Here is a 19,753-nt window from a genome sequence, read left to right as displayed (position 1 = left end):
TACGATGAAGGCTCCTGGCCTTCATCGCTTAATCGAAGAGAATCGATGTGAAAGTACTCACTGTCTTTGGTACAAGGCCGGAAGCCATCAAGATGGCGCCTCTGGTCCATGCGCTGGCAAGTGACCCTCATTTTGAGGCGAAAGTTTGCGTTACCGCGCAGCATCGGGAGATGCTGGATCAGGTCCTTAAACTCTTTTCCATTGTTCCCGACTACGACCTCAATATTATGAAGCCGGGACAAGGGCTAACCGAAATTACCTGCCGTATTCTGGAAGGTTTAAAACCTATTCTGGAGTCGTTCAGGCCGGATGTTGTGCTGGTGCACGGCGATACCACCACCACCATCGCCACCAGTCTGGCGGCATTCTATCAACGTATTCCGGTTGGGCATGTTGAAGCCGGCTTACGCACGGGCGATCTCTCCTCCCCGTGGCCGGAAGAGGCGAACCGGACTCTGACCGGGCATCTGGCGATGTATCACTTTGCGCCAACCGAGACCTCTCGCCAAAACCTGCTGCGCGAAAATGTTAATGACCAGCACATCTTTGTCACCGGTAACACGGTGATCGACGCGCTGATCTGGGTGCGCGACCGGGTGCTGGCGAACGAGAGCTTGCGTGGGCAACTGGCTGAACAGTATCCGTTCCTCGCCAACGGTAAAAAGATGATTCTGGTTACCGGACACCGGCGGGAAAGTTTTGGCCAGGGCTTCGAGCAAATCTGCCATGCGCTGGCTGAAATCGCCGCGCGTAATGAAGATGTCCAGATCGTCTATCCGGTGCATCTGAACCCTAACGTCAGCGAGCCGGTTAACCGCATCCTGGGGCATGTCAAAAACGTCATACTTATTGAGCCGCAGGACTATCTGCCATTCGTCTGGCTGATGAACCATGCCTGGCTGATCCTGACGGATTCAGGCGGTATTCAGGAAGAAGCGCCTTCACTGGGGAAACCGGTACTGGTGATGCGTGAAACCACTGAGCGTCCTGAGGCGGTTAAAGCGGGAACGGTAAGGCTGGTGGGGACCGATTCACGAACCATCGTGGAAGAGGTGACGCGCCTGCTGCATAACAATGAAGAGTATCAGGCCATGAGCCGGGCCCATAACCCGTATGGTGACGGCCAGGCCTGTGACCGCATTTTGTACGCACTTAAACACAATCGGGTATCGCTATGAGTTTTACTACCATTTCTGTCATTGGTCTTGGCTATATTGGGCTGCCCACGGCGGCGGCATTTGCCTCCCGTCAAAAACAGGTAGTGGGTGTTGATATCAACCAGCATGCGGTTGAGACGATCAACAAGGGTGAAATTCATATCGTTGAGCCGGATCTCGACAAGGTGGTAAAAACCGCCGTTGAAGGGGGATACCTCAGGGCCAGTACCACGCCGGTGGTTGCCGATGCCTACCTGATTGCCGTGCCGACGCCGTTCAAAGGCGAGCATGAGCCGGATATGGCCTATGTCGAAGCGGCAGCGAAATCCATCGCCCCGGTACTGAAAAAAGGCGCGCTGGTGATCCTCGAATCCACCTCACCGGTGGGTGCCACCGAGCAAATGGCCCAGTGGCTGGCTGAGGCGCGCCCGGATCTTACTTTCCCGCAGCAGGCGGGCGAGCAGGCCGATATCAACGTCGCCTACTGCCCGGAGCGCGTGCTGCCGGGGCAGGTGATGGTCGAACTGATTAAAAACGATCGGGTTATTGGCGGCATGACCCCGGTCTGTTCCGCCCGCGCCAGCGAGCTGTATAACATCTTCCTCGAAGGCGAATGCGTGGTGACCAACTCCCGTACCGCTGAGATGTGTAAACTCACCGAAAACAGCTTCCGCGATGTGAATATTGCGTTTGCCAATGAACTGTCGCTGATTTGCGCCGATCAGGGGATTAACGTCTGGGAACTGATTCGTCTGGCGAACCGCCACCCGCGCGTCAATATTCTGCAACCGGGTCCGGGGGTAGGCGGTCACTGCATCGCGGTCGACCCGTGGTTTATCGTGGCGCAGAACCCGCAGCAGGCACGGCTTATCCGTATCGCCCGCGAAGTCAACGACAGCAAGCCGCACTGGGTACTGAACCAGGTGAAGGCCACCGTGGCAGATTACCTGACCCAAAGCGGCAAGCGGGCGAACGATGTGACCATCGCCTGTTTTGGTCTCGCCTTTAAGCCGAACATCGACGATCTGCGGGAAAGCCCGGCGATGGAAATTGCTGAGATGATCGCCCAGTGGCACAGCGGCGAAACGCAGGTGGTTGAACCGAATATTCATGAACTGCCGAAAAAACTGACCGGTCACTGCACCCTGACAAGCCTTGAAGAGGCGCTGGCAACCGCTGATGTGCTGGTGCTGCTGGTGGACCATAACGCGTTCAAAGCGATCCCGGGCGAGGCCGTCCGTCAGGAATTTATCGTCGATACCAAAGGGGTCTGGCGTTGAGTCAGCTCCACGGTGCGTTACAGCCGCTGGAGTGGGAAAGCGAGTTTTTTGCCCTTCCCACGGCGCTTGTGCGCCTCTCTGATGATGCTCCGCTGCTGGCGGCATCCGAGCTGGACGCATGGCAGCGGTTGCAGGCCAAAATTCCGGCCACCCGCGCCGACTGGCTGGACGCGTTGCAGGCGCAGGGCTTCAGGCTGGTGGAAGGCGAAGTCGATCTCGCCATTACCGTGACGCAACACGCTTGCCCTGGCGCGGAATCTGCGACGGAGCAGGATATCCCGGCGCTGCGCCAGCTGGCTGCCCAGGCCTTTGCGCAGAGCCGCTTTCGCGCGCCGTGGTACGCCCCTGACGACAGCGGTCGCTTCTATGCCCGGTGGATCGAAAATGCGGTAAAAGGCGCCTTCGACCATCTCTGCCTGGTGTTCCGTGCGCCGGATGGCGCCATCCAGGGCTTTGTCTCCCTGCGTAAGCTCAGCGACAACGAGGCGCGTATCGGTCTGCTGGCCGGGCGCGGCATGGGCGAGAAGTTAATGCAGGCGGCGCTGCACTGGGCGCAGCAACAGCAGATTTCTACTTTGCGGGTGGCGACCCAGATGGGCAACACCGCCGCGCTTAAACGTTATATCGCAAGCGGCGGCAACATCGAAACGACCGCTTACTGGCTATACAGGTGACAAGATGATCCCATTTAATGCGCCTCCCGTGGTGGGCACCGAACTCGATTACATGCAGTCTGCAATGGGCAGCGGCAAACTTTGCGGCGATGGCGGCTATACGCGCCGTTGCCAGCAGTGGATGGAGCAGCGCTTTCAGAGCGCGAAGGTCCTGCTGACTCCCTCCTGCACCGCCTCGCTGGAGATGGCCGCCCTGTTGCTGGATATTGGTCCTGGCGATGAAGTGATCATGCCGAGCTACACCTTTGTCTCCACCGCCAACGCTTTCGTGCTGCGCGGGGCGAAAATCGTCTTTGTCGATATCCGCCCGGATACCATGAACATTGACGAGACGCTGATTGAAGCGGCTATCACCGACAAGACCCGCGCCATCGTGCCGGTACACTATGCCGGGGTGGCATGCGAGATGGACACCATCATGGCGATCGCCAAAAAACATAACCTGTATGTGGTGGAAGATGCCGCGCAGGGGGTGATGTCCACCTACAAGGGCCGCGCGCTGGGCACCATCGGGCACATCGGCTGCTTTAGCTTCCACGAAACCAAAAACTACACCGCAGGCGGTGAAGGCGGCGCGACGTTGATTAACGATCGCGCCCTGGTGGAGCGCGCGGAGATCATCCGCGAGAAGGGCACCAACCGCAGCCAGTTCTTCCGTGGGCAGGTGGATAAGTACACCTGGCGGGATATCGGCTCCAGCTATCTGATGGCGGATCTGCAGGCTGCGTACCTGTGGGCACAGCTGGAAGCGGCAGACCGTATCAACCAGCAGCGTCTGGCGCTGTGGCAGACCTATCACGATGCGCTGGCCCCGCTTGCGCGTAAAGGCCGTATCGAGCTGCCGACCATTCCGGCAGATTGCGTCCATAATGCCCATATGTTCTACATCAAGCTGCGGGATAACGACGATCGCAGCGCGCTTATCGCGTATCTGAAAGAGGCCGAAATCCTGGCGGTGTTCCACTATATTCCGCTGCACTCCAGCCCGGCGGGAGAAGCCTTTGGTCAGTTCGCGGGTGAAGATCGCTTTACCACCAAAGAAAGTGAGCGGTTACTCCGCTTACCGCTGTTCTACAACCTCGCTGCGGTCAACCAGCGCACGGTGATTAATACCCTTCTGAGTTATTTCGGCTGATATGTCTCTGGCGAAAGCATCGGTGTGGACCGCCGCGTCCACACTCGTCAAGATCGGCGCGGGATTGCTGGTGGTAAAACTGCTGGCCGTCTCCTTTGGCCCGGCGGGTGTCGGGCAGGCGGGGAACTTCCGCCAGCTGGTTACCGTCCTCGGTGTACTGGCCGGGGCGGGGATCTTCAACGGCGTGACCAAGTACGTGGCGCAATATCATGATGATGCGGCGCAGCTGCGCACGGTTGTCGGGACCTCGTCGGCAATGGTGCTGGGCTTTTCCACGCTGCTGGCGGTCATCTTTTTACTGGCGGCCGCGCCCATCAGCCAGGGGCTGTTCGGTCACACGGGCTATCAGGGTCTGGTGCGGCTGGTGGCGCTGGTGCAGATGGGCATCGCCTGGGCGAACCTGCTGCTGGCACTGATGAAAGGCTTTCGCGATGCCGCCGGCAATGCGTTGGCGCTGATCGTCGGCAGCGTCATCGGGGTGGTTGCCTATTACGTCTGCTATCGCCTCGGCGGCTACGAAGGCGCGCTGCTGGGGCTGGCGCTGGTGCCCGCGCTGGTGGTCGTTCCGGCGGCGTTTATGCTGATGCGCAGGGGCACCATCCCGCTGCACTATCTGAAGCCCAAATGGGATCGGCTTCTGGCGGGACAGCTGGGAAAGTTTACCCTGATGGCGCTGATTACTTCCGTCACCCTGCCGGTGGCCTATGTGATGATGCGAAACCTGCTGGCGGCGCATTACAGCTGGGATGAGGTGGGGATCTGGCAGGGGGTCAGCAGTATCTCGGATGCCTACCTGCAGTTTATTACCGCCTCCTTTAGCGTCTACCTGTTGCCTACGCTCTCACGGCTCACCGCCCGGCAGGAGATCACCCGCGAAATCCTCCGTTCGCTGCGCTTCGTCTTACCGGCGGTGGCTGTTGCCAGCTTTACCGTCTGGTTGCTGCGCGATGTCGCCATCTGGCTGCTGTTTTCCGCCAAGTTTACCGCGATGCGCGACCTGTTCGCCTGGCAACTGGTGGGGGACGTACTGAAAGTAGGCGCTTACGTCTTTGGCTATCTGGTGATTGCTAAAGCGTCGCTGCGGCTCTACATTCTGGCGGAAATCAGCCAGTTTGCGTTGCTGACGGCATTCTCTCACTGGCTGATCCCCGCGCACGGCGCGCTGGGAGCGGCTCAGGCCTATATGGCCACCTATATAGTCTATTTTGCTGCCTGTTGCGGCGTCTTTTTACTTTGGCATAAACGCGCATGACTGCACTGATTCACGTCCTGGGATCGGATATCCCACACCATAACCAGACCGTACTGCGGTTCTTTAACGATGAACTGGCTCCCGGCAGCGAGCTGGCGCGGGAATTTATGGTGGTGGGTAAGGACACCGACCTTAGCGCCGCCTTTCCGGCACTGCAGCTGACCTTCTGGCCGGACAAAGCTACGCTTGCGAAAGCGGTGATCGCCAAAGCCAAGGCCAACCGCCAGCAGCGTTTCTTTTTTCACGGGCAGTTCAATACCGGCCTGTGGCTGGCCTTGTTGAGTGGTGGGATCAGGCCCGCGCAGTTTAACTGGCATATCTGGGGCGCCGACCTGTATGAAGTCTCCCGGGGCTGGAAGTTCCGTCTCTTCTACCCGCTGCGGCGCATGGCGCAGGGGCGGGTGGGCTGCATCTTTGCCACCCGCGGCGATCTGAATTATTTCGCAAAACAGCATCCAAACGTGCGCGGCGAACTGCTCTATTTCCCGACCCGCATGGACCCGTCGCTGAACGGGTTAGCCCAAGAGGTGAAACGCGAGGGTAAACTGACGATTCTGGTGGGTAACTCCGGGGATCGCAGTAACGAACATATTGCGGCATTAAAGGCGGTGCATCAGCAGTTTGGCGATACGGTCAACGTGATCGTGCCGATGGGCTATCCTGCTAATAACGCGGCATACATCGATGAAGTCCGTCAGAGCGGACAGGCATTATTCAGCCCGGACAATTTGCAGATCCTCAGCGATAAGCTGGCCTTTGATGACTACCTGGCATTGCTGCGTAAGTGCGATCTGGGCTATTTCATCTTTGCGCGCCAGCAGGGGATCGGCACGCTCTGTCTGTTGATTCAGGCGGGCATTCCCTGCGTGCTTAATCGCGAAAACCCGTTCTGGCAGGACATGGCGGAGCAGCACATTCCGGTGCTGTTTACCACCGATGACCTGAACGAAGAGGTGGTGCGTGAAGCCCAGCGACAGCTTGCGCAGGTGGATAAAAACGCCATCGACTTCTTCAGCCCGAACTACCTTACGCCGTGGCATCAGGCGCTGCGGATCGCCTCAGGAGAGAATACATGAGCCAGTTGCAATTTAGCGGCCTGCTGGTCATCTGGCTTCTGAGCGCCTTGTTTATCGCCACGCTGACGTGGTTTGAATTCCGCCGGGTGCGCTTTAACTTCAACGTCTTCTTCTCGCTGCTGTTTCTGCTCACCTTTTACTTCGGCTTTCCGCTGACCAGCGTGCTGGTGTTCCGCTTCGATGTGGCCGTCGTACCGCCGGAGATACTCATGCAGGCGCTGCTGTCGGCGACCTGCTTCTATGGGGTCTATTACGTCGCCTATAAGACGCGGCTAAAACCGGCCAGCAGTGACGCATCGCGACGGCCTTTGTTCACCATGAACCGGGTTGAGACGCATCTGACCTGGATGCTGCTGATGGGCATTGCGCTTGTCACCGTCGGTATCTTCTTCATGCACAATGGCTTTTTGCTCTTTAAGCTGCATTCCTACAGCCAGATCTTCTCCAGCGAAGTCTCCGGGGTAGCGCTCAAGCGCTTCTTCTATTTCTTCATTCCGGCGATGCTGGTGATCTATTTCCTGCATCAGAGTGCCCGGGCGTGGCTCTTTTTCCTGGTCAGTACCGTGGCGTTTGGCCTGCTGACCTACATGATTGTCGGCGGCACGCGCGCAAACATCATTATCGCCTTCGCGATCTTCCTGTTTATCGGCATTATTCGCGGCTGGATCTCGCTGTGGATGCTGGCTGCGGCAGGCGTGCTGGGAATTGTGGGGATGTTCTGGCTGGCGCTGAAGCGCTACGGCATGGATGTCAGCGGCGACGAAGCGTTTTACACCTTTTTATACCTCACCCGCGACACCTTCTCGCCGTGGGAGAACCTCGCCCTGCTGCTGCAAAACTACGACAAAATCGATTTTCAGGGGCTGGCGCCCATTGTTCGCGATTTTTATGTCTTTATCCCCACCTGGCTGTGGCCGGACAGACCGGGCGTGGTGCTGAATACGGCAAACTACTTTACCTGGGAAGTGCTGAACAACCACTCCGGGCTGGCCATCTCACCGACGCTGATCGGTTCCCTGGTGGTGATGGGCGGCGGCTGGTTTATCCTGCCGGGGGCGATTGCCGTCGGGCTGATTATCAAATGGTTCGACTGGCTCTATACGCTGGGCAATCAGGAGACCAACCGCTATAAGGCAGCGATTTTGCATAGTTTCTGTTTCGGTGCCATTTTCAATATGATCGTGCTGGCGCGAGAAGGGCTGGATTCGTTCGTCTCCCGTGTGGTCTTTTTCATGGTGGTTTTTGGCGCCTGTCTGCTGATGGCGAAGCTGCTGTACTGGCTATTCGACAGCGCCGGGTTAGTGCATAAGCGCGAACCGGCAAACGGCAGGGCGCTTTCGCGAGTCTGAGTAAGGATAATAATGACTGATAATACCTCAGCACCGCAGTATGACCTGCGGGGCCTGAAGCTGATCGGCTGGCGTGATATGCAGCATGCGCTGGACTATCTCTGTGCCGGGGACGGGATCAAAACCGGTACGCTGGTGGCCATCAATGCAGAAAAAATGCTTACCCTTGAGGATAACGCCCAGGTGCGCGACCTCATCGAGGCGGCCGAGTTTAAATATGCGGACGGGATAAGTGTGGTGCGCTCCGTGCGTAAGAAGTACCCGGGGGCGAACATCTCTCGCGTCGCGGGGGCCGATCTCTGGGAAGCGCTGATGGCGCGGGCGGGGGCAGACGGTACGCCGGTCTTCCTCGTCGGCGGCAAACCTGGGGTGCTGGCGCAAACCGAGCAGAAATTGCGTGACCAGTGGCAGGTGAATATCGTCGGCAGTCAGGATGGCTATTTCAGCCCTGACGATCAGCAGGCGCTGTTCGCCCGCATTCGTGACAGCGGGGCGAAGATCATCACCGTCGCGATGGGTTCACCGCGGCAGGAGATCCTGATGCGCGACTGCCGTCAGGTCTATCCGGATGCGCTCTATATGGGCGTGGGCGGCACTTACGATGTCTTCACCGGCCACGTAAAGCGCGCGCCCAAAGTGTGGCAGAACCTGGGGCTGGAGTGGCTGTATCGCCTGTTATCCCAGCCGAGCCGGATCACCCGCCAGCTCCGTCTGCTGCGTTATCTCGGCTGGCACTACTCCGGTCGCCTGTAATATCTGAAACGCAGCGCGATATACTGCTCGCGCTGCGATCTCCCCGTAAATCTGCTGCTTTTCTCAACAATACATTCATTTATTTAACGCATCGTTTGCCATTTTACAAAATTTAAGAAACCATTCCCCCGTCACTACCGTACCAGGCTGTTTTAGCATCAACCGTAAACATAAACGGCCCATAACGCACAGCCTGTGATAGCGCATCTGTACCTATAACAATAACCGGCGCAGGCCGGGAGAGTCGCAAGCACAACCGAGGATTTATGTCAGAGAAAAAACCGGAGCTTCAGCGTGGGCTGGAAGCTCGTCATATCGAACTTATCGCCCTTGGCGGGACGATTGGCGTGGGCCTGTTTATGGGCTCCGCCAGCACCCTGAAATGGGCCGGGCCGTCGGTCCTGCTGGCGTATATCATCGCCGGGCTGTTCGTCTTCTTTATCATGCGCTCCATGGGGGAGATGCTGTTCCTCGAGCCGGTCGCCGGTTCGTTCGCCGTTTATGCGCATCGCTACATGAGCCCGTTTTTTGGCTATCTCACGGCGTGGTCGTACTGGTTTATGTGGATGGCGGTGGGCATATCGGAGATCACCGCCATTGGGGTTTATGTGCAGTTCTGGTTCCCGGAAATGGCACAGTGGATACCTGCGCTTATCGCCGTGGGGCTGGTGGCGCTGGCGAACCTCGCCGCCGTGCGTCTGTACGGTGAGATCGAATTCTGGTTTGCGATGATTAAAGTAACCACCATTATCGTGATGATTGTCATCGGCGTGGGGGTGATCTTCTTCGGCCTGGGTAACGGCGGCCAGGCGATTGGCTTTGGCAACCTGACCGAGCACGGCGGCTTCTTTGCTGGCGGCTGGAAGGGCTTCCTGACCGCGCTCTGTATCGTGGTGGCCTCCTACCAGGGCGTTGAGCTTATCGGGATCACCGCCGGCGAAGCGAAAAACCCGCAGGTGACTCTGCGCAGCGCGGTGGGCAAGGTGCTGTGGCGTATCCTCATCTTCTATGTCGGCGCGATTTTTGTCATCGTCACTATCTTCCCGTGGAATGAGATTGGCAGTAACGGCAGCCCATTCGTGCTCACCTTTGCCAAAATCGGCATTACCGCAGCAGCGGCGATTATCAACTTTGTGGTGCTGACGGCGGCACTCTCCGGCTGTAATAGCGGCATGTACAGCTGCGGACGTATGCTCTACGCGCTGGCGAACAACCGCCAGCTGCCAGCGGCGGTGGGGAAAGTCTCCCGCGCCGGAGTGCCGGTGGTGGGCGTTGCCATCTCGATTATTATTCTGCTGGTGGGGTCATGCCTGAACTACATCATCCCGAACCCACAGCGTGTCTTCGTTTATGTCTACAGCGCCAGCGTTCTGCCAGGTATGGTGCCGTGGTTTGTGATCCTGATTAGCCAGCTGCGTTTTCGTCAGGCGCATAAAAACGCGATCGCCAGCCATCCGTTCCGCTCCATTCTCTTCCCGTGGGCTAACTATTTAACGATGGCGTTCCTGATCTGTGTGCTGATCGGCATGTACTTCAACGAAGACACCCGCATGTCGCTGTATGTCGGGGCGATATTCCTGGCGGCCGTTAGCGCGGGATACAAGATTTTTGGCCTGGGGCGACACGTGGAAAGGGCCAAAACGCAGTAATATGCGGCAAAGTGCGCAAAGTCTAATCAAACGCGCATTTATTTTAAAAAAGCACTAGACAGCAGACCGAGACCTCCGTAATATCCAGCCCCGCAACGGCGCTAAGCGCCCGTAGCTCAGCTGGATAGAGCGCTGCCCTCCGGAGGCAGAGGTCTCAGGTTCGAATCCTGTCGGGCGCACCATTCACCCGGTGCTGGAGCTGCGGTGGTCTGTTAAGTAGGCAGAACCGCGTGAAAGAGTAAAGAATCAAGTAGTGGTGGCTATAGCTCAGTTGGTAGAGCCCTGGATTGTGATTCCAGTTGTCGTGGGTTCGAATCCCATTAGCCACCCCATTATTTAAAGAGTTGTGAATTGCGAAGGTGGCGGAATTGGTAGACGCGCTAGCTTCAGGTGTTAGTGTCCTTAGGATGTGGGGGTTCGAGTCCCCCCCCTCGCACCACGACTTTTAATGAATTGAACTAAAAATTCAAAAAGCAGTACAACGGCGAGTAGCGCAGCTTGGTAGCGCAACTGGTTTGGGACCAGTGGGTCGGAGGTTCGAATCCTCTCTCGCCGACCAATTTTGAACCCCGCTTCGGCGGGGTTTTTTGTTTTCTGCTTTTCCTGCCCCTGTTGTTTATTGCCGACAGCGATATCCTGGCCTGTCGTGAATAAGTGACATATAACATATTGAAATAAATCAATATATTGCTTAACCCGTCAGCCTGTCTCTTCCTGGAGACACTTTGGTCTGGTTATCGGCCCAATCTGCTGCCTGTTTCCTGGCTGAAAGGGATAATTTCCTTTTATCTTAAAAAGTTGAGATCCATACAACTTCGTGATGCAACATTGGCACATTGCATGCAATAATATACGTGTAGATGCTCATTCCACCTCTTATGTTCGCCTTAGTGCCTCATAAACTCCGGAATGACGCAGAGCCATTTACGGTGCTTATCGTCCACTGACAGATGTCGCTTCGGCCTCATCAAACACCATGGACACAACGTTGAGTGAAGCACCACAAGTTGTCAAACAGACCTGTTTAACGCCTGCTTTTTAGCAGGCGTTTTTTTATGCCTTATCTGCAGTAGCGCGTCAGGATCCCCACCACCATCAGCAGGGCACAGCCCGAAACGCCATACAGCGCCTGTAGCGGCCCCAGCACGTCAGCAACCAGTGCCGTGAGGCCGGTAAAGAGCGATGCGCTGGCGGTTTGCCATCGCCAGACCCTGCTGCTGGCCGAGGAGATCAGGTCAGCCTGAAAGCTGCTCAGCAGGCTAAAAGTGCCCACCGCAAAAACGACGTTCGAGGCGAGATGGGCGACAAACACGGCTCCCAACGCTTGCATCCCCGATAGCAGCGGGATCGTCCCGTAGGCGAGTAAAAAGAGGCCGAGGCAGGTCAGCAGGAGGCGGTTTTGCCCGGCGTAGCGGGGCAGGCTCTCTCTTTTCAACAGCAGCGGGCCGCACAGCTGTCCCATGCTGCGGGCAAAAAGCAGAGGCAGGGCCAGCCCGGCAGCATCATTCGGCTCAATCTGCTGCGCCAGTGCAGGCAGCAGCGCCATAGCAGGTGAACCCACGGCGGCGAGGGCAGGAAGCAGCAACAGGCTGCGTTTTTGCTGCGCTCCCAGTGCCTGCCAGCGCATCGCCACCGGTCTTTCGGTTTCTGCTGCCTGCTCAGGCGCCAGAGAAGGCAACGCGCTGCCGGTGAGGCGCAGCATCAGCAAGGAGCCCGCAAAGGTGAGCGCGTCAATCCCCAGCAGTGCCAGCGCGGGCAGATGATGAAACAGCACCATACCCAGCCCGGTGCCCAGTAGCACCTGCGAAGCAAAAATCATCGTCTCCAGGCAGGTCGCTGCAGGCAGCTCGGCTTCGGACAATCCCCGCCGGAACAGCAGGGCCAGCGCGGGCCAGCTCATGCCCGTCAGAAAGGCCTCGGTGGACTGCACCGCCAGCAGCGCCATCATGCTGTGAAACTGAATGCCCAGCAGAGGAAAAAGCAGGGCGAGCAGGCCCAGCCACTCGGTCAGGAGCAGCAGGCCGATGGGTGAAAAACGCATACAGAACTTCTCCCCGACGAGGCTGCCCAGAAATCCCGGTAGCAGGGCAAACAGATATGCCAGGGTCAGTAAAGAGGCGGGTGCCTGCCACTCCAGCAGCAGACCAAAGACCATCACCTGGGTTAAGCCATTCCCCACAGAGGTAAACAGAAAAGCGCAGGCCAGCAGGCGCAGCCAACGGTGGCTGCGGAGCGCGCAAAAAAGCGCATACAAAAGCGTGTTCATGAAACGATCCTTTCAAAAACGATTTAATCCACGCCGTAAAAGGCGTGTACAGAAAAAATGTTCAATGAAAGGAGATCGTTACATTGGCGGAGATGGGTCTCTGAAGAAGATGCTAAGAATGTAGCAAATAAAAAAGGAGGCCGTCAGGCCTCCTGTGCAATTATTGCTGCGGGGGATTGTTCTGCAACGTCAGCAGCAGACCGTCGCGACGCATTTCGGCAGCCTCTTCCGGCAGATGCAGTTTATCCAGCGTATCCGCCAGCCAGGCATAATCGAACGCATCCGGGCGCTGTTTTAACGCGGCGCGGAAGGCGAGGCTGGCCTCTTTCCATTCACCATGTCTGGCCAGTGACTGACCCAGAGTGCTCCACAGCAGAGGGCGGTCGCCCACGGTTTTGATCTGCTGGCGCAGCATTTTCTCGATCTGCTCCGGATTATTGGTTTTCAGGCGCGGGATCACCATCACCAGACGATCGTCGTACTGGCGTTTCAGGCCATCAAGGATGATGCTCTGGGCGGTATCGTGATCGTCACACTCAATCAGGTGTTCCGCCATCGCCACCTGCAGGGGGACCTGCTGGCGCGTTTTGCGGCTCTGATTTTTCCACCAGGCTTTCAGGCCATCGCTGCCCTGATCGGCTCGCGCCTGGTCCATCAGCCCGATCCAGGCCTGACGTTGCAGGCTGTCGCGCTGCTCTTCGTCACAGACGTCGGCTTTCGCCATCGATGGGATGATGTCCAGCAGCGAGCCCCAGGCGCCGGTGCGGATATAGGCCTGCTCAGCCAGACGCAGCACCTCCGGATGACGCGGCGCGATCTCCAGCAGACGATCGACGCCGTGGCGGGCGGCATGGTTTTCGTTGCGCGCCAGTTGCAGACGTACCCGGGTGATCTCCACCGGGATCGGGTCGTTTTCAGCCAGCTCAGCGGCACGCTCCAGATGCTGATTGGCGCGTGCTTCGTCGCCGCGCTGCTGTGCGGCTTCCGCCGCCAGCAGATAGTTGACCACCGGCTGTTCAGCATGATCGGCATTCTTCGACATCAGCTTCTCAACCTGCTGATAGTCGCCTTCGGCCAGCTTCAGCAGGGCCTGTTCGGTCTGCTTGCGGGCACGGCGGCGCTTGCGGCCGACAAACCAGCTGCGGGTATGGGCCCCGGTACGGAAGATGCGGCGCAGGATCCACTCGATCGCCAGAAACGCCACCATTACCAGGATCAAAATGATCACCAGCCCGGTGACGCTGGTTTCGATATTGTAGTTATCAGTCTGGATCAGCACGTAGCCCTGATGGCCCGCCAGCATAGGACCCAGCACGATCCCGGCGAGCAGCAGTGCGAAGAGTAATAAAACTTTTAACATAATTACTCTCCTTGCGGTGCGCTGTCAGGGGCGGGAGCAGGGGCTGGAGCAGGAGATTGCTCCGCCGCTTCGCCCGGCTGTGCCAGCAGGTTACGCACGCGCGTCTGCATCAGCTTCTCCAGAATCGGCTGGCTCTCCAGCTTATCCGGTACGTTCATGGTGATGTTCTGTTGACTCAGCTTGTCCACCTCTTCGAGGAAAGCGGTAGTGGTGGCATCGTCGGTATCGTAGTAAGCGCGTACCCAGGTGGAGACATTATCCAGCGCCTGCTTGTAGGTCTCTTCCTGATGGCGAGGCACAGCCTGCGCGGCCACCAGCAGACGTGAACGCAGGTTCTCGCGCAGGTAGACGTCCTGATTCGGCGCGAGCAGCGGTACGGCGGTCTCATCGCGGCGGCGAACGGTGATAAAGCTGTCCATAAAGTTCTGCCAGCTTTTTTGCAGATTGATGCGCCACTCGCTCAATGAGCTGGAGAGTTCGCTGCTGTCGGAATCCATCGGGGAGTCGTCGTCATTATTATCTGCCAGACGCAGGTTATCGATCTGGTTCGACAGCTGATTCACTTTCAGGATGATGCCGTCGTAGTCCACCTGGGAAACGGTCGACAGGCTGGCGATATCCGCAGTGAGTGCCCGGCGGGCAGTGATCAGGCTTGGGTCGTTCATATCGCCCAGGCTGGCATCAGCGCTTTTCAGCAGCGCGGCAGCGGTGGTGACATCCTGATCGCTCCACAGCTTGCGCCCGGCCAGTTTGACCAGGAAATCAGCCTGTGCCAGCAGCCAGGTTTTGGCATCGGTACCGGAAATGGCCGCCACTTTTTGCTGCATTTCATCCAGCTGTTTGGTCAGCTCGTCCTGCTTACGGGTGGCGGCGGCCAGCTGATCGGCCTGCTGTTTAATTACCCCATCCAGCTCGGCTTTTTGCGACTGCTGCGCCTGTTGTAAGGCGGTAATTTGCGTCACCAGTTCGTCGTTCGTGGCAACCTGATTGGTAGCTTGTTTTTTCACCAGCCCATACAGACCGACGCCAGCGGCCAGCGCAATGGCGATAGCAATCGCGCTTAACGCCAGACTGGTTTTATTGCTGCCATGCTTTTTCTCTGTCGTTTCTGGCTGTGGCGTGGTGTCCACAGTCTCCCTGGTCTCTTCAACCACGGCGGAGGATTTTTCTTGTTCCGTCATTATGGCTTCCCATTATGAGAGTTATTGTAATGCGCGCAGCAGCGCATCGTTGTCGGCGTTATCAGCGATCCGAATATCTTGCCAGCCCAGTTCCCGGGCGAGGTTCGCCAGACGCTCACTGACGACCAGAAGCCGACAGCGGAGTAACCAGTTTTCACGATACCATTGTGGGATCAGCGACCAGAGGTGTTGCAGCATCTCCCCGCTGGTCACCACCAGAGTGGTAACGCCGCGAGCCTGCCAGCGCATCGCCTCTTCTGCACCGTCATAGTATTTATTACAACGTTGATAACATTCGCAAAATGTCACTTCTGCTCCACGCTCACGCAGCGTGTCGCCCAGCAGTTCTCGTCCACCGTTGCCGCGTAAAATCAGGGCACGCTTCCCCACAACGGTTTGTAATTCAGGTAATTGTAGCAACACTTCGCTGGTTTCCCGATCCAACGGGTAGCGAACATGCTTGCCACTTTCGGTGTGCAGCGCCAGGGCGGTGGTTCTGCCGATAGCGAAATAGCACGGCGCATCCGGCCAGCGCTGGCCCTCCTGCTGCAGCCGGGCGTGGGCAAATGCCACGGCATGTTGCGACAGGGCAAACAGCAGATCGCCTGCCTGCAGCGCGCCGAGATGACCGGCAAGCCGGGGAAGCGCCCGGCCCGGGGTGAACTCAATCAGCGGAAAGCTCCACGCCACCTGCCCCAGTGCGCGCAGACGGCTCACTAACTGATCTCCTGCGGGAGAAGGGCGGGTGACGAGAATACTCATGCCGGGGGTTCTCCATTATAGACATCCGCGAGAATTTCACGGGCGCCGTTGTCCAGTAGCTCTTCCGCCAGCGAAATACCCAGCTTCTCGGCGTCCTGCGGTTTGCCGCGACGTTCGCCGCGCACCATCTGCGAACCGTCCGGCGCGCCAACCAGCGCGCGCAGCCACAGTTCGCCATCTGTTAATTCAGCATAGCTGCCAATCGGCACCTGACATCCCCCTTCCAGGCGGGTATTCATGGCGCGCTCCGCCTGCACGCGGATTGCGGTCTCGTCGTGATTGAGCGGCGCCAGCAGCGCATGGGTACGGGTATCGTCGAGTCGGCACTCAATGCCCACCGCGCCCTGGCCCACGGCCGGCAGCGACTGTTCCGGGGAGAGCGCCGCCTTGATACGCGACTCCAGTCCCAGGCGTTTCAGGCCAGCCACCGCCAGAATGATAGCGTCGTACTCACCGTTATCCAGCTTGCCGAGACGGGTGCCGACGTTACCGCGCAGGGAGCGGATGATGAGATCCGGGCGATACTCGGCCAGCTGGCACTGGCGGCGTAAACTTGACGTGCCAACGATGCTCCCGTGTGGCAGAGCATCCAGGGAGTCGTAGTGATTTGAGACAAAGGCATCGCGTGGATCTTCCCGCTCGCAAATCGTGACCAGACCCAGCCCCTCAGGGAAATCAACCGGGACGTCCTTCATGGAGTGAACCGCGATATCGGCGCGACCTTCAAGCAGTGCCAGCTCAAGCTCTTTTACGAACAGGCCTTTCCCGCCCACTTTCGCCAGCGGTGTATCAAGGATGACATCACCGCGTGTCACCATTGGCACCAGCTCTACACGTAAACCTGCATGGCAGGCCTCAAGGCGCTGCTTAACATAATGTGCCTGCCAGAGCGCAAGGGGGCTTTGGCGTGTGGCAATTCTTAAAACATTGTCTAACATGCTTGTTACCGTCTTAATCGTCTGCTGACCATCCTAACATTGTTGTCTCAGGACTGTCAGGTTTACGGACGCAGAAGGGGTTCAGGACAGGGCTGCGATACAGGTTGCCTGCTGCCGTATTCAGGAATTTACACGTACAGAACGGTGCTACACTTGTATGTAGCGCATCTTTCTTTACGGTCAAACGGCAAGGTGTTAAATTGATCACGTTTTAGACCATTTTTTCGTCTCCGAGACCATAAAGATAAGGGCGAAAAAGGGCGACGGCTACTTTCGAAATACTGTGAATGCGTTATCCTCGGTCTTGCTGAAGGTGAGCGCTTTCTGAACATCAGGCGATACGTCTTGTACCTCTATATTGAGACTCTGAAACAGCGACTGGATGCCATCAATCAACTGCGCGTCGATCGCGCGCTTGCTGCCATGGGACCTGCTTTCCAGCAGGTTTACAGTCTACTGCCGACATTGTTGCATTATCACCATCCGCTGATGCCGGGTTACCTCGATGGTAACGTTCCCAAAGGCATCTGCCTTTTCACGCCTGATGAAACCCAACAGCACTATCTGAAAGAGCTGGAACTCTATCGCGGTATGCCGGCGCAGGAGTCGCCAAAAGGCGAACTGCCTATCACTGGCGTCTACACCATGGGCAGTACCTCTTCGGTGGGGCAAAGCTGCTCGTCGGATCTTGATATCTGGGTCTGTCATCAATCCTGGCTTGATAATGAAGAACGTCAACTGCTGCAGCGTAAATGCAGCCTGCTGGAGAGCTGGGCGGCATCGCTCGGCGTGGAAGTCAGCTTCTTCCTGATTGATGAAAACCGTTTCCGCCATAATGAAAGCGGCAGTCTGGGGGGCGAAGACTGCGGCTCGACCCAGCACATCCTGTTGCTGGATGAATTTTACCGTACCGCCGTGCGCCTCGCCGGGAAGCGTATCCTGTGGAGTATGGTGCCGTGCGACGAAGAAGAGCATTACGACGACTACGTCATGAAGCTCTATGCCCAGGGTGTCCTGACGCCAAACGAGTGGCTGGACCTGGGCGGCTTAAGCTCGCTCTCTGCTGAAGAGTACTTCGGCGCGAGCCTGTGGCAGCTCTATAAAAGTATCGATTCCCCGTACAAAGCGGTGCTGAAAACCCTGCTGCTCGAAGCCTATTCATGGGAATACCCGACCCCGCGCCTGCTGGCGAAAGACATTAAACAGCGTCTGCATGATGGCGAGATCGTCTCTTTCGGTCTTGATGCCTACTGCATGATGCTCGAGCGCGTCACCGAATACCTGAAAGCCATCGACGATCCGACCCGTCTCGATCTGGTCCGTCGATGTTTCTACCTCAAAGTCTGTGAGAAGCTCAGCCGTGAGCGCGCCTGCGTTGGCTGGCGTCGTGAAGTGGTCAGTCAGTTAGTCAAAGAGTGGGGATGGGACGAAGAGCGCCTGTCGATGCTCGATAACCGCGCCAACTGGAAGATCGATCAGGTGCGTGAAGCGCATAACGAACTGCTCGATGCGATGATGCAGAGCTACCGTAACCTGATCCGCTTTGCCCGTCGTAACAACCTCAGCGTTTCCGCCAGCCCGCAGGACATTGGGGTGCTGACCCGTAAGCTGTACGCGGCGTTTGAAGCGCTGCCGGGTAAAGTGACGCTGGTGAACCCACAGATTTCGCCGGACCTGTCTGAACCGAACCTGACCTTTATCTATGTTCCACCGGGTCGTGCGAACCGTACCGGCTGGTATCTCTACAACCGTGCCCCAAGCATGGATTCGATCATCAGCCATCAGCCGCTGGAATATAACCGTTACCTGAACAAGCTGGTGGCGTGGGCCTGGTTTAACGGCCTGCTGACTTCCCGCACGCGTCTGTTTATTAAAGGCAACGAGATTGTCGATTTAGCCAAGCTGCAGGAAATGGTCGCCGATGTGTCGCACCACTTCCCGCTGCGTCTGCCTGCGCCGACGCCGAAAGCGCTCTACAGCCCGTGCGAAATTCGCCATCTGGCGATTATCGTCAACCTGGAATATGACCCGACGGCGGCGTTCCGCAATCAGGTGGTCCATTTCGATTTCCGCAAGCTGGACGTCTTCAGCTTTGGCGAGCAGCAAAACTGCCTGGTGGGCAGCGTCGATCTGCTCTACCGCAACTCGTGGAACGAAGTGCGTACCCTGCACTTCAACGGCGAGCAGGCGATGATCGAAGCGCTGAAAACGATTCTCGGTAAAATGCACCAGGATGCCGCGCCGCCGGACAGCGTCGAGGTGTTCTGTTATAGCCAGCATCTGCGCGGCCTGATCCGTACCCGCGTACAGCAGCTGGTTTCCGAGTGTATCGATCTGCGTCTCTCCAGTACCCGTCAGGAAACCGGGCGCTTTAAAGCGCTGCGCGTCTCCGGCCAGACCTGGGGCCTCTTCTTTGAACGTCTGAATGTCTCGGTGCAGAAGCTGGAAAACGCTATCGAGTTTTATGGCGCCATTTCGCATAACAAGCTGCACGGTCTGTCGGTACAGGTTGAGACCAACCACGTCAAACTGCCGCAGGTGGTGGACGGCTTCGCCAGTGAAGGGATTATTCAGTTCTTCTTTGAAGAGACGGGGGAGGATGCCGGGTTCAATATCTACATCCTCGACGAAACCAACCGCGCCGAAGTGTATCACCACTGTGAAGGCAGCAAAGAGGAGCTGGTGCGCGACGTCAGCCGCTTCTACTCCTCTTCCCATGACCGCTTCACCTACGGCTCAAGTTTTATCAACTTCAACCTGCCGCAGTTCTATCAGATTGTGAAGGTGGATGGCCGTGCGCAGGTGATCCCGTTCCGCACCCAGGCGATTACCCCGGTCGTCCCTGACAGACAGGACGCCAGCACCCCGCTGTTGCAGCAGTATTTCTCCTGACGGCCATTGCCCGGTGGCGCTACGCTTAC

15 protein-coding genes and 4 tRNA genes are annotated in these 19,753 nt (G+C 57.6%); 14 read left to right on the top strand and 5 right to left on the bottom strand.

The genetic code is table 11. From position 1 onward, the window contains the following. Positions 1-47 precede the first annotated feature (47 nt). The 13 genes from wecB to GNG26_RS21315 all read left to right on the top strand — a co-directional run bounded on the left by wecB (position 48) and on the right by GNG26_RS21315 (position 10,884). Complete coding sequence (gene wecB / locus GNG26_RS21375; protein WP_156240019.1) at positions 48-1,178, top strand: non-hydrolyzing UDP-N-acetylglucosamine 2-epimerase; 1,131 nt, start codon at positions 48-50, stop codon at positions 1,176-1,178. Further along, a complete protein-coding gene (wecC, locus tag GNG26_RS21370; protein WP_103825318.1) occupies positions 1,175-2,437 on the top strand; it encodes a UDP-N-acetyl-D-mannosamine dehydrogenase in 1,263 nt (420 codons plus the stop codon). The genes wecB and wecC overlap by 4 nt, the downstream gene beginning before the upstream one ends. Beyond that, complete coding sequence (rffC, locus tag GNG26_RS21365; RefSeq protein ID WP_156240018.1) at positions 2,434-3,111, top strand: dTDP-4-amino-4,6-dideoxy-D-galactose acyltransferase; 678 nt, start codon at positions 2,434-2,436, stop codon at positions 3,109-3,111. Before wecC ends, rffC begins: the two co-directional genes overlap by 4 nt. Positions 3,112-3,115: 4 nt before the next feature. Next, on the top strand, positions 3,116-4,246 hold the full coding sequence (gene rffA / locus GNG26_RS21360; RefSeq protein ID WP_103825320.1) for a dTDP-4-amino-4,6-dideoxygalactose transaminase: 1,131 nt from the start codon (positions 3,116-3,118) through the stop codon (positions 4,244-4,246). Position 4,247: 1 nt separating this feature from the next. Continuing rightward, positions 4,248-5,498, top strand: a complete 1,251-nt coding sequence (gene wzxE, locus GNG26_RS21355; protein WP_156240017.1) for a lipid III flippase WzxE — start codon at positions 4,248-4,250, stop codon at positions 5,496-5,498. Beyond that, on the top strand, positions 5,495-6,574 hold the full coding sequence (locus GNG26_RS21350; protein WP_156240016.1) for a TDP-N-acetylfucosamine:lipid II N-acetylfucosaminyltransferase: 1,080 nt from the start codon (positions 5,495-5,497) through the stop codon (positions 6,572-6,574). The genes wzxE and GNG26_RS21350 overlap by 4 nt, the downstream gene beginning before the upstream one ends. Continuing rightward, positions 6,571-7,923, top strand: coding sequence for an ECA oligosaccharide polymerase (wzyE, locus tag GNG26_RS21345; RefSeq protein ID WP_114316413.1), 1,353 nt, complete (start codon positions 6,571-6,573; stop codon positions 7,921-7,923). The genes GNG26_RS21350 and wzyE overlap by 4 nt, the downstream gene beginning before the upstream one ends. 12 nt (positions 7,924-7,935) lie before the next feature. Further along, positions 7,936-8,676: a lipopolysaccharide N-acetylmannosaminouronosyltransferase gene (gene wecG, locus GNG26_RS21340; protein ID WP_156240015.1), complete on the top strand. Its 741-nt coding sequence runs from the start codon at positions 7,936-7,938 to the stop codon at positions 8,674-8,676. 266 nt (positions 8,677-8,942) lie between these two features. Next, positions 8,943-10,325, top strand: coding sequence for an amino acid permease (locus GNG26_RS21335; protein WP_114316415.1), 1,383 nt, complete (start codon positions 8,943-8,945; stop codon positions 10,323-10,325). A gap of 105 nt (positions 10,326-10,430) precedes the next feature. Further along, positions 10,431-10,507, top strand: a tRNA-Arg gene (locus GNG26_RS21330). A gap of 74 nt (positions 10,508-10,581) precedes the next feature. After that, positions 10,582-10,657 (top strand) — tRNA-His (locus GNG26_RS21325). Positions 10,658-10,678: 21 nt separating this feature from the next. After that, positions 10,679-10,764 (top strand) — tRNA-Leu (locus GNG26_RS21320). Between the two features lie 43 nt (positions 10,765-10,807). After that, positions 10,808-10,884: transfer RNA gene (locus GNG26_RS21315), tRNA-Pro, on the top strand. Between the two features lie 501 nt (positions 10,885-11,385). Here GNG26_RS21315 and GNG26_RS21310 read toward each other — a convergent pair. The 5 genes from GNG26_RS21310 to hemC all read right to left on the bottom strand — a co-directional run bounded on the left by GNG26_RS21310 (position 11,386) and on the right by hemC (position 16,832). Beyond that, positions 11,386-12,591, bottom strand: a complete 1,206-nt coding sequence (locus tag GNG26_RS21310) for an MFS transporter (protein WP_156240014.1) — start codon at positions 12,589-12,591, stop codon at positions 11,386-11,388. Positions 12,592-12,751: 160 nt separating this feature from the next. Then, a complete protein-coding gene (gene hemY, locus GNG26_RS21305) occupies positions 12,752-13,951 on the bottom strand; it encodes a protoheme IX biogenesis protein HemY (RefSeq protein ID WP_156240013.1) in 1,200 nt (399 codons plus the stop codon). Positions 13,952-13,953: 2 nt separating this feature from the next. Then, positions 13,954-15,132, bottom strand: coding sequence for a uroporphyrinogen-III C-methyltransferase (hemX, locus tag GNG26_RS21300; protein ID WP_114388261.1), 1,179 nt, complete (start codon positions 15,130-15,132; stop codon positions 13,954-13,956). A gap of 21 nt (positions 15,133-15,153) precedes the next feature. Beyond that, positions 15,154-15,894: a uroporphyrinogen-III synthase gene (gene hemD / locus GNG26_RS21295; RefSeq protein WP_156240012.1), complete on the bottom strand. Its 741-nt coding sequence runs from the start codon at positions 15,892-15,894 to the stop codon at positions 15,154-15,156. Continuing rightward, positions 15,891-16,832, bottom strand: coding sequence for a hydroxymethylbilane synthase (gene hemC, locus GNG26_RS21290; protein ID WP_156240011.1), 942 nt, complete (start codon positions 16,830-16,832; stop codon positions 15,891-15,893). Before hemC ends, hemD begins: the two co-directional genes overlap by 4 nt. A 345-nt stretch (positions 16,833-17,177) precedes the next feature. Here hemC and cyaA point away from each other — a divergent pair, with 345 nt between their 5' ends. Next, positions 17,178-19,724, top strand: coding sequence for a class I adenylate cyclase (gene cyaA / locus GNG26_RS21285; RefSeq protein ID WP_103177448.1), 2,547 nt, complete (start codon positions 17,178-17,180; stop codon positions 19,722-19,724). Positions 19,725-19,753 lie beyond the last annotated feature (29 nt).

Origin of the sequence: Leclercia sp. J807, from assembly GCF_009734465.1 — a bacterium.
In the GTDB taxonomy this organism is placed as follows: Bacteria; Pseudomonadota; Gammaproteobacteria; order Enterobacterales; family Enterobacteriaceae; genus Enterobacter.
This window is presented reverse-complemented; position numbering and strand designations above follow the sequence as displayed.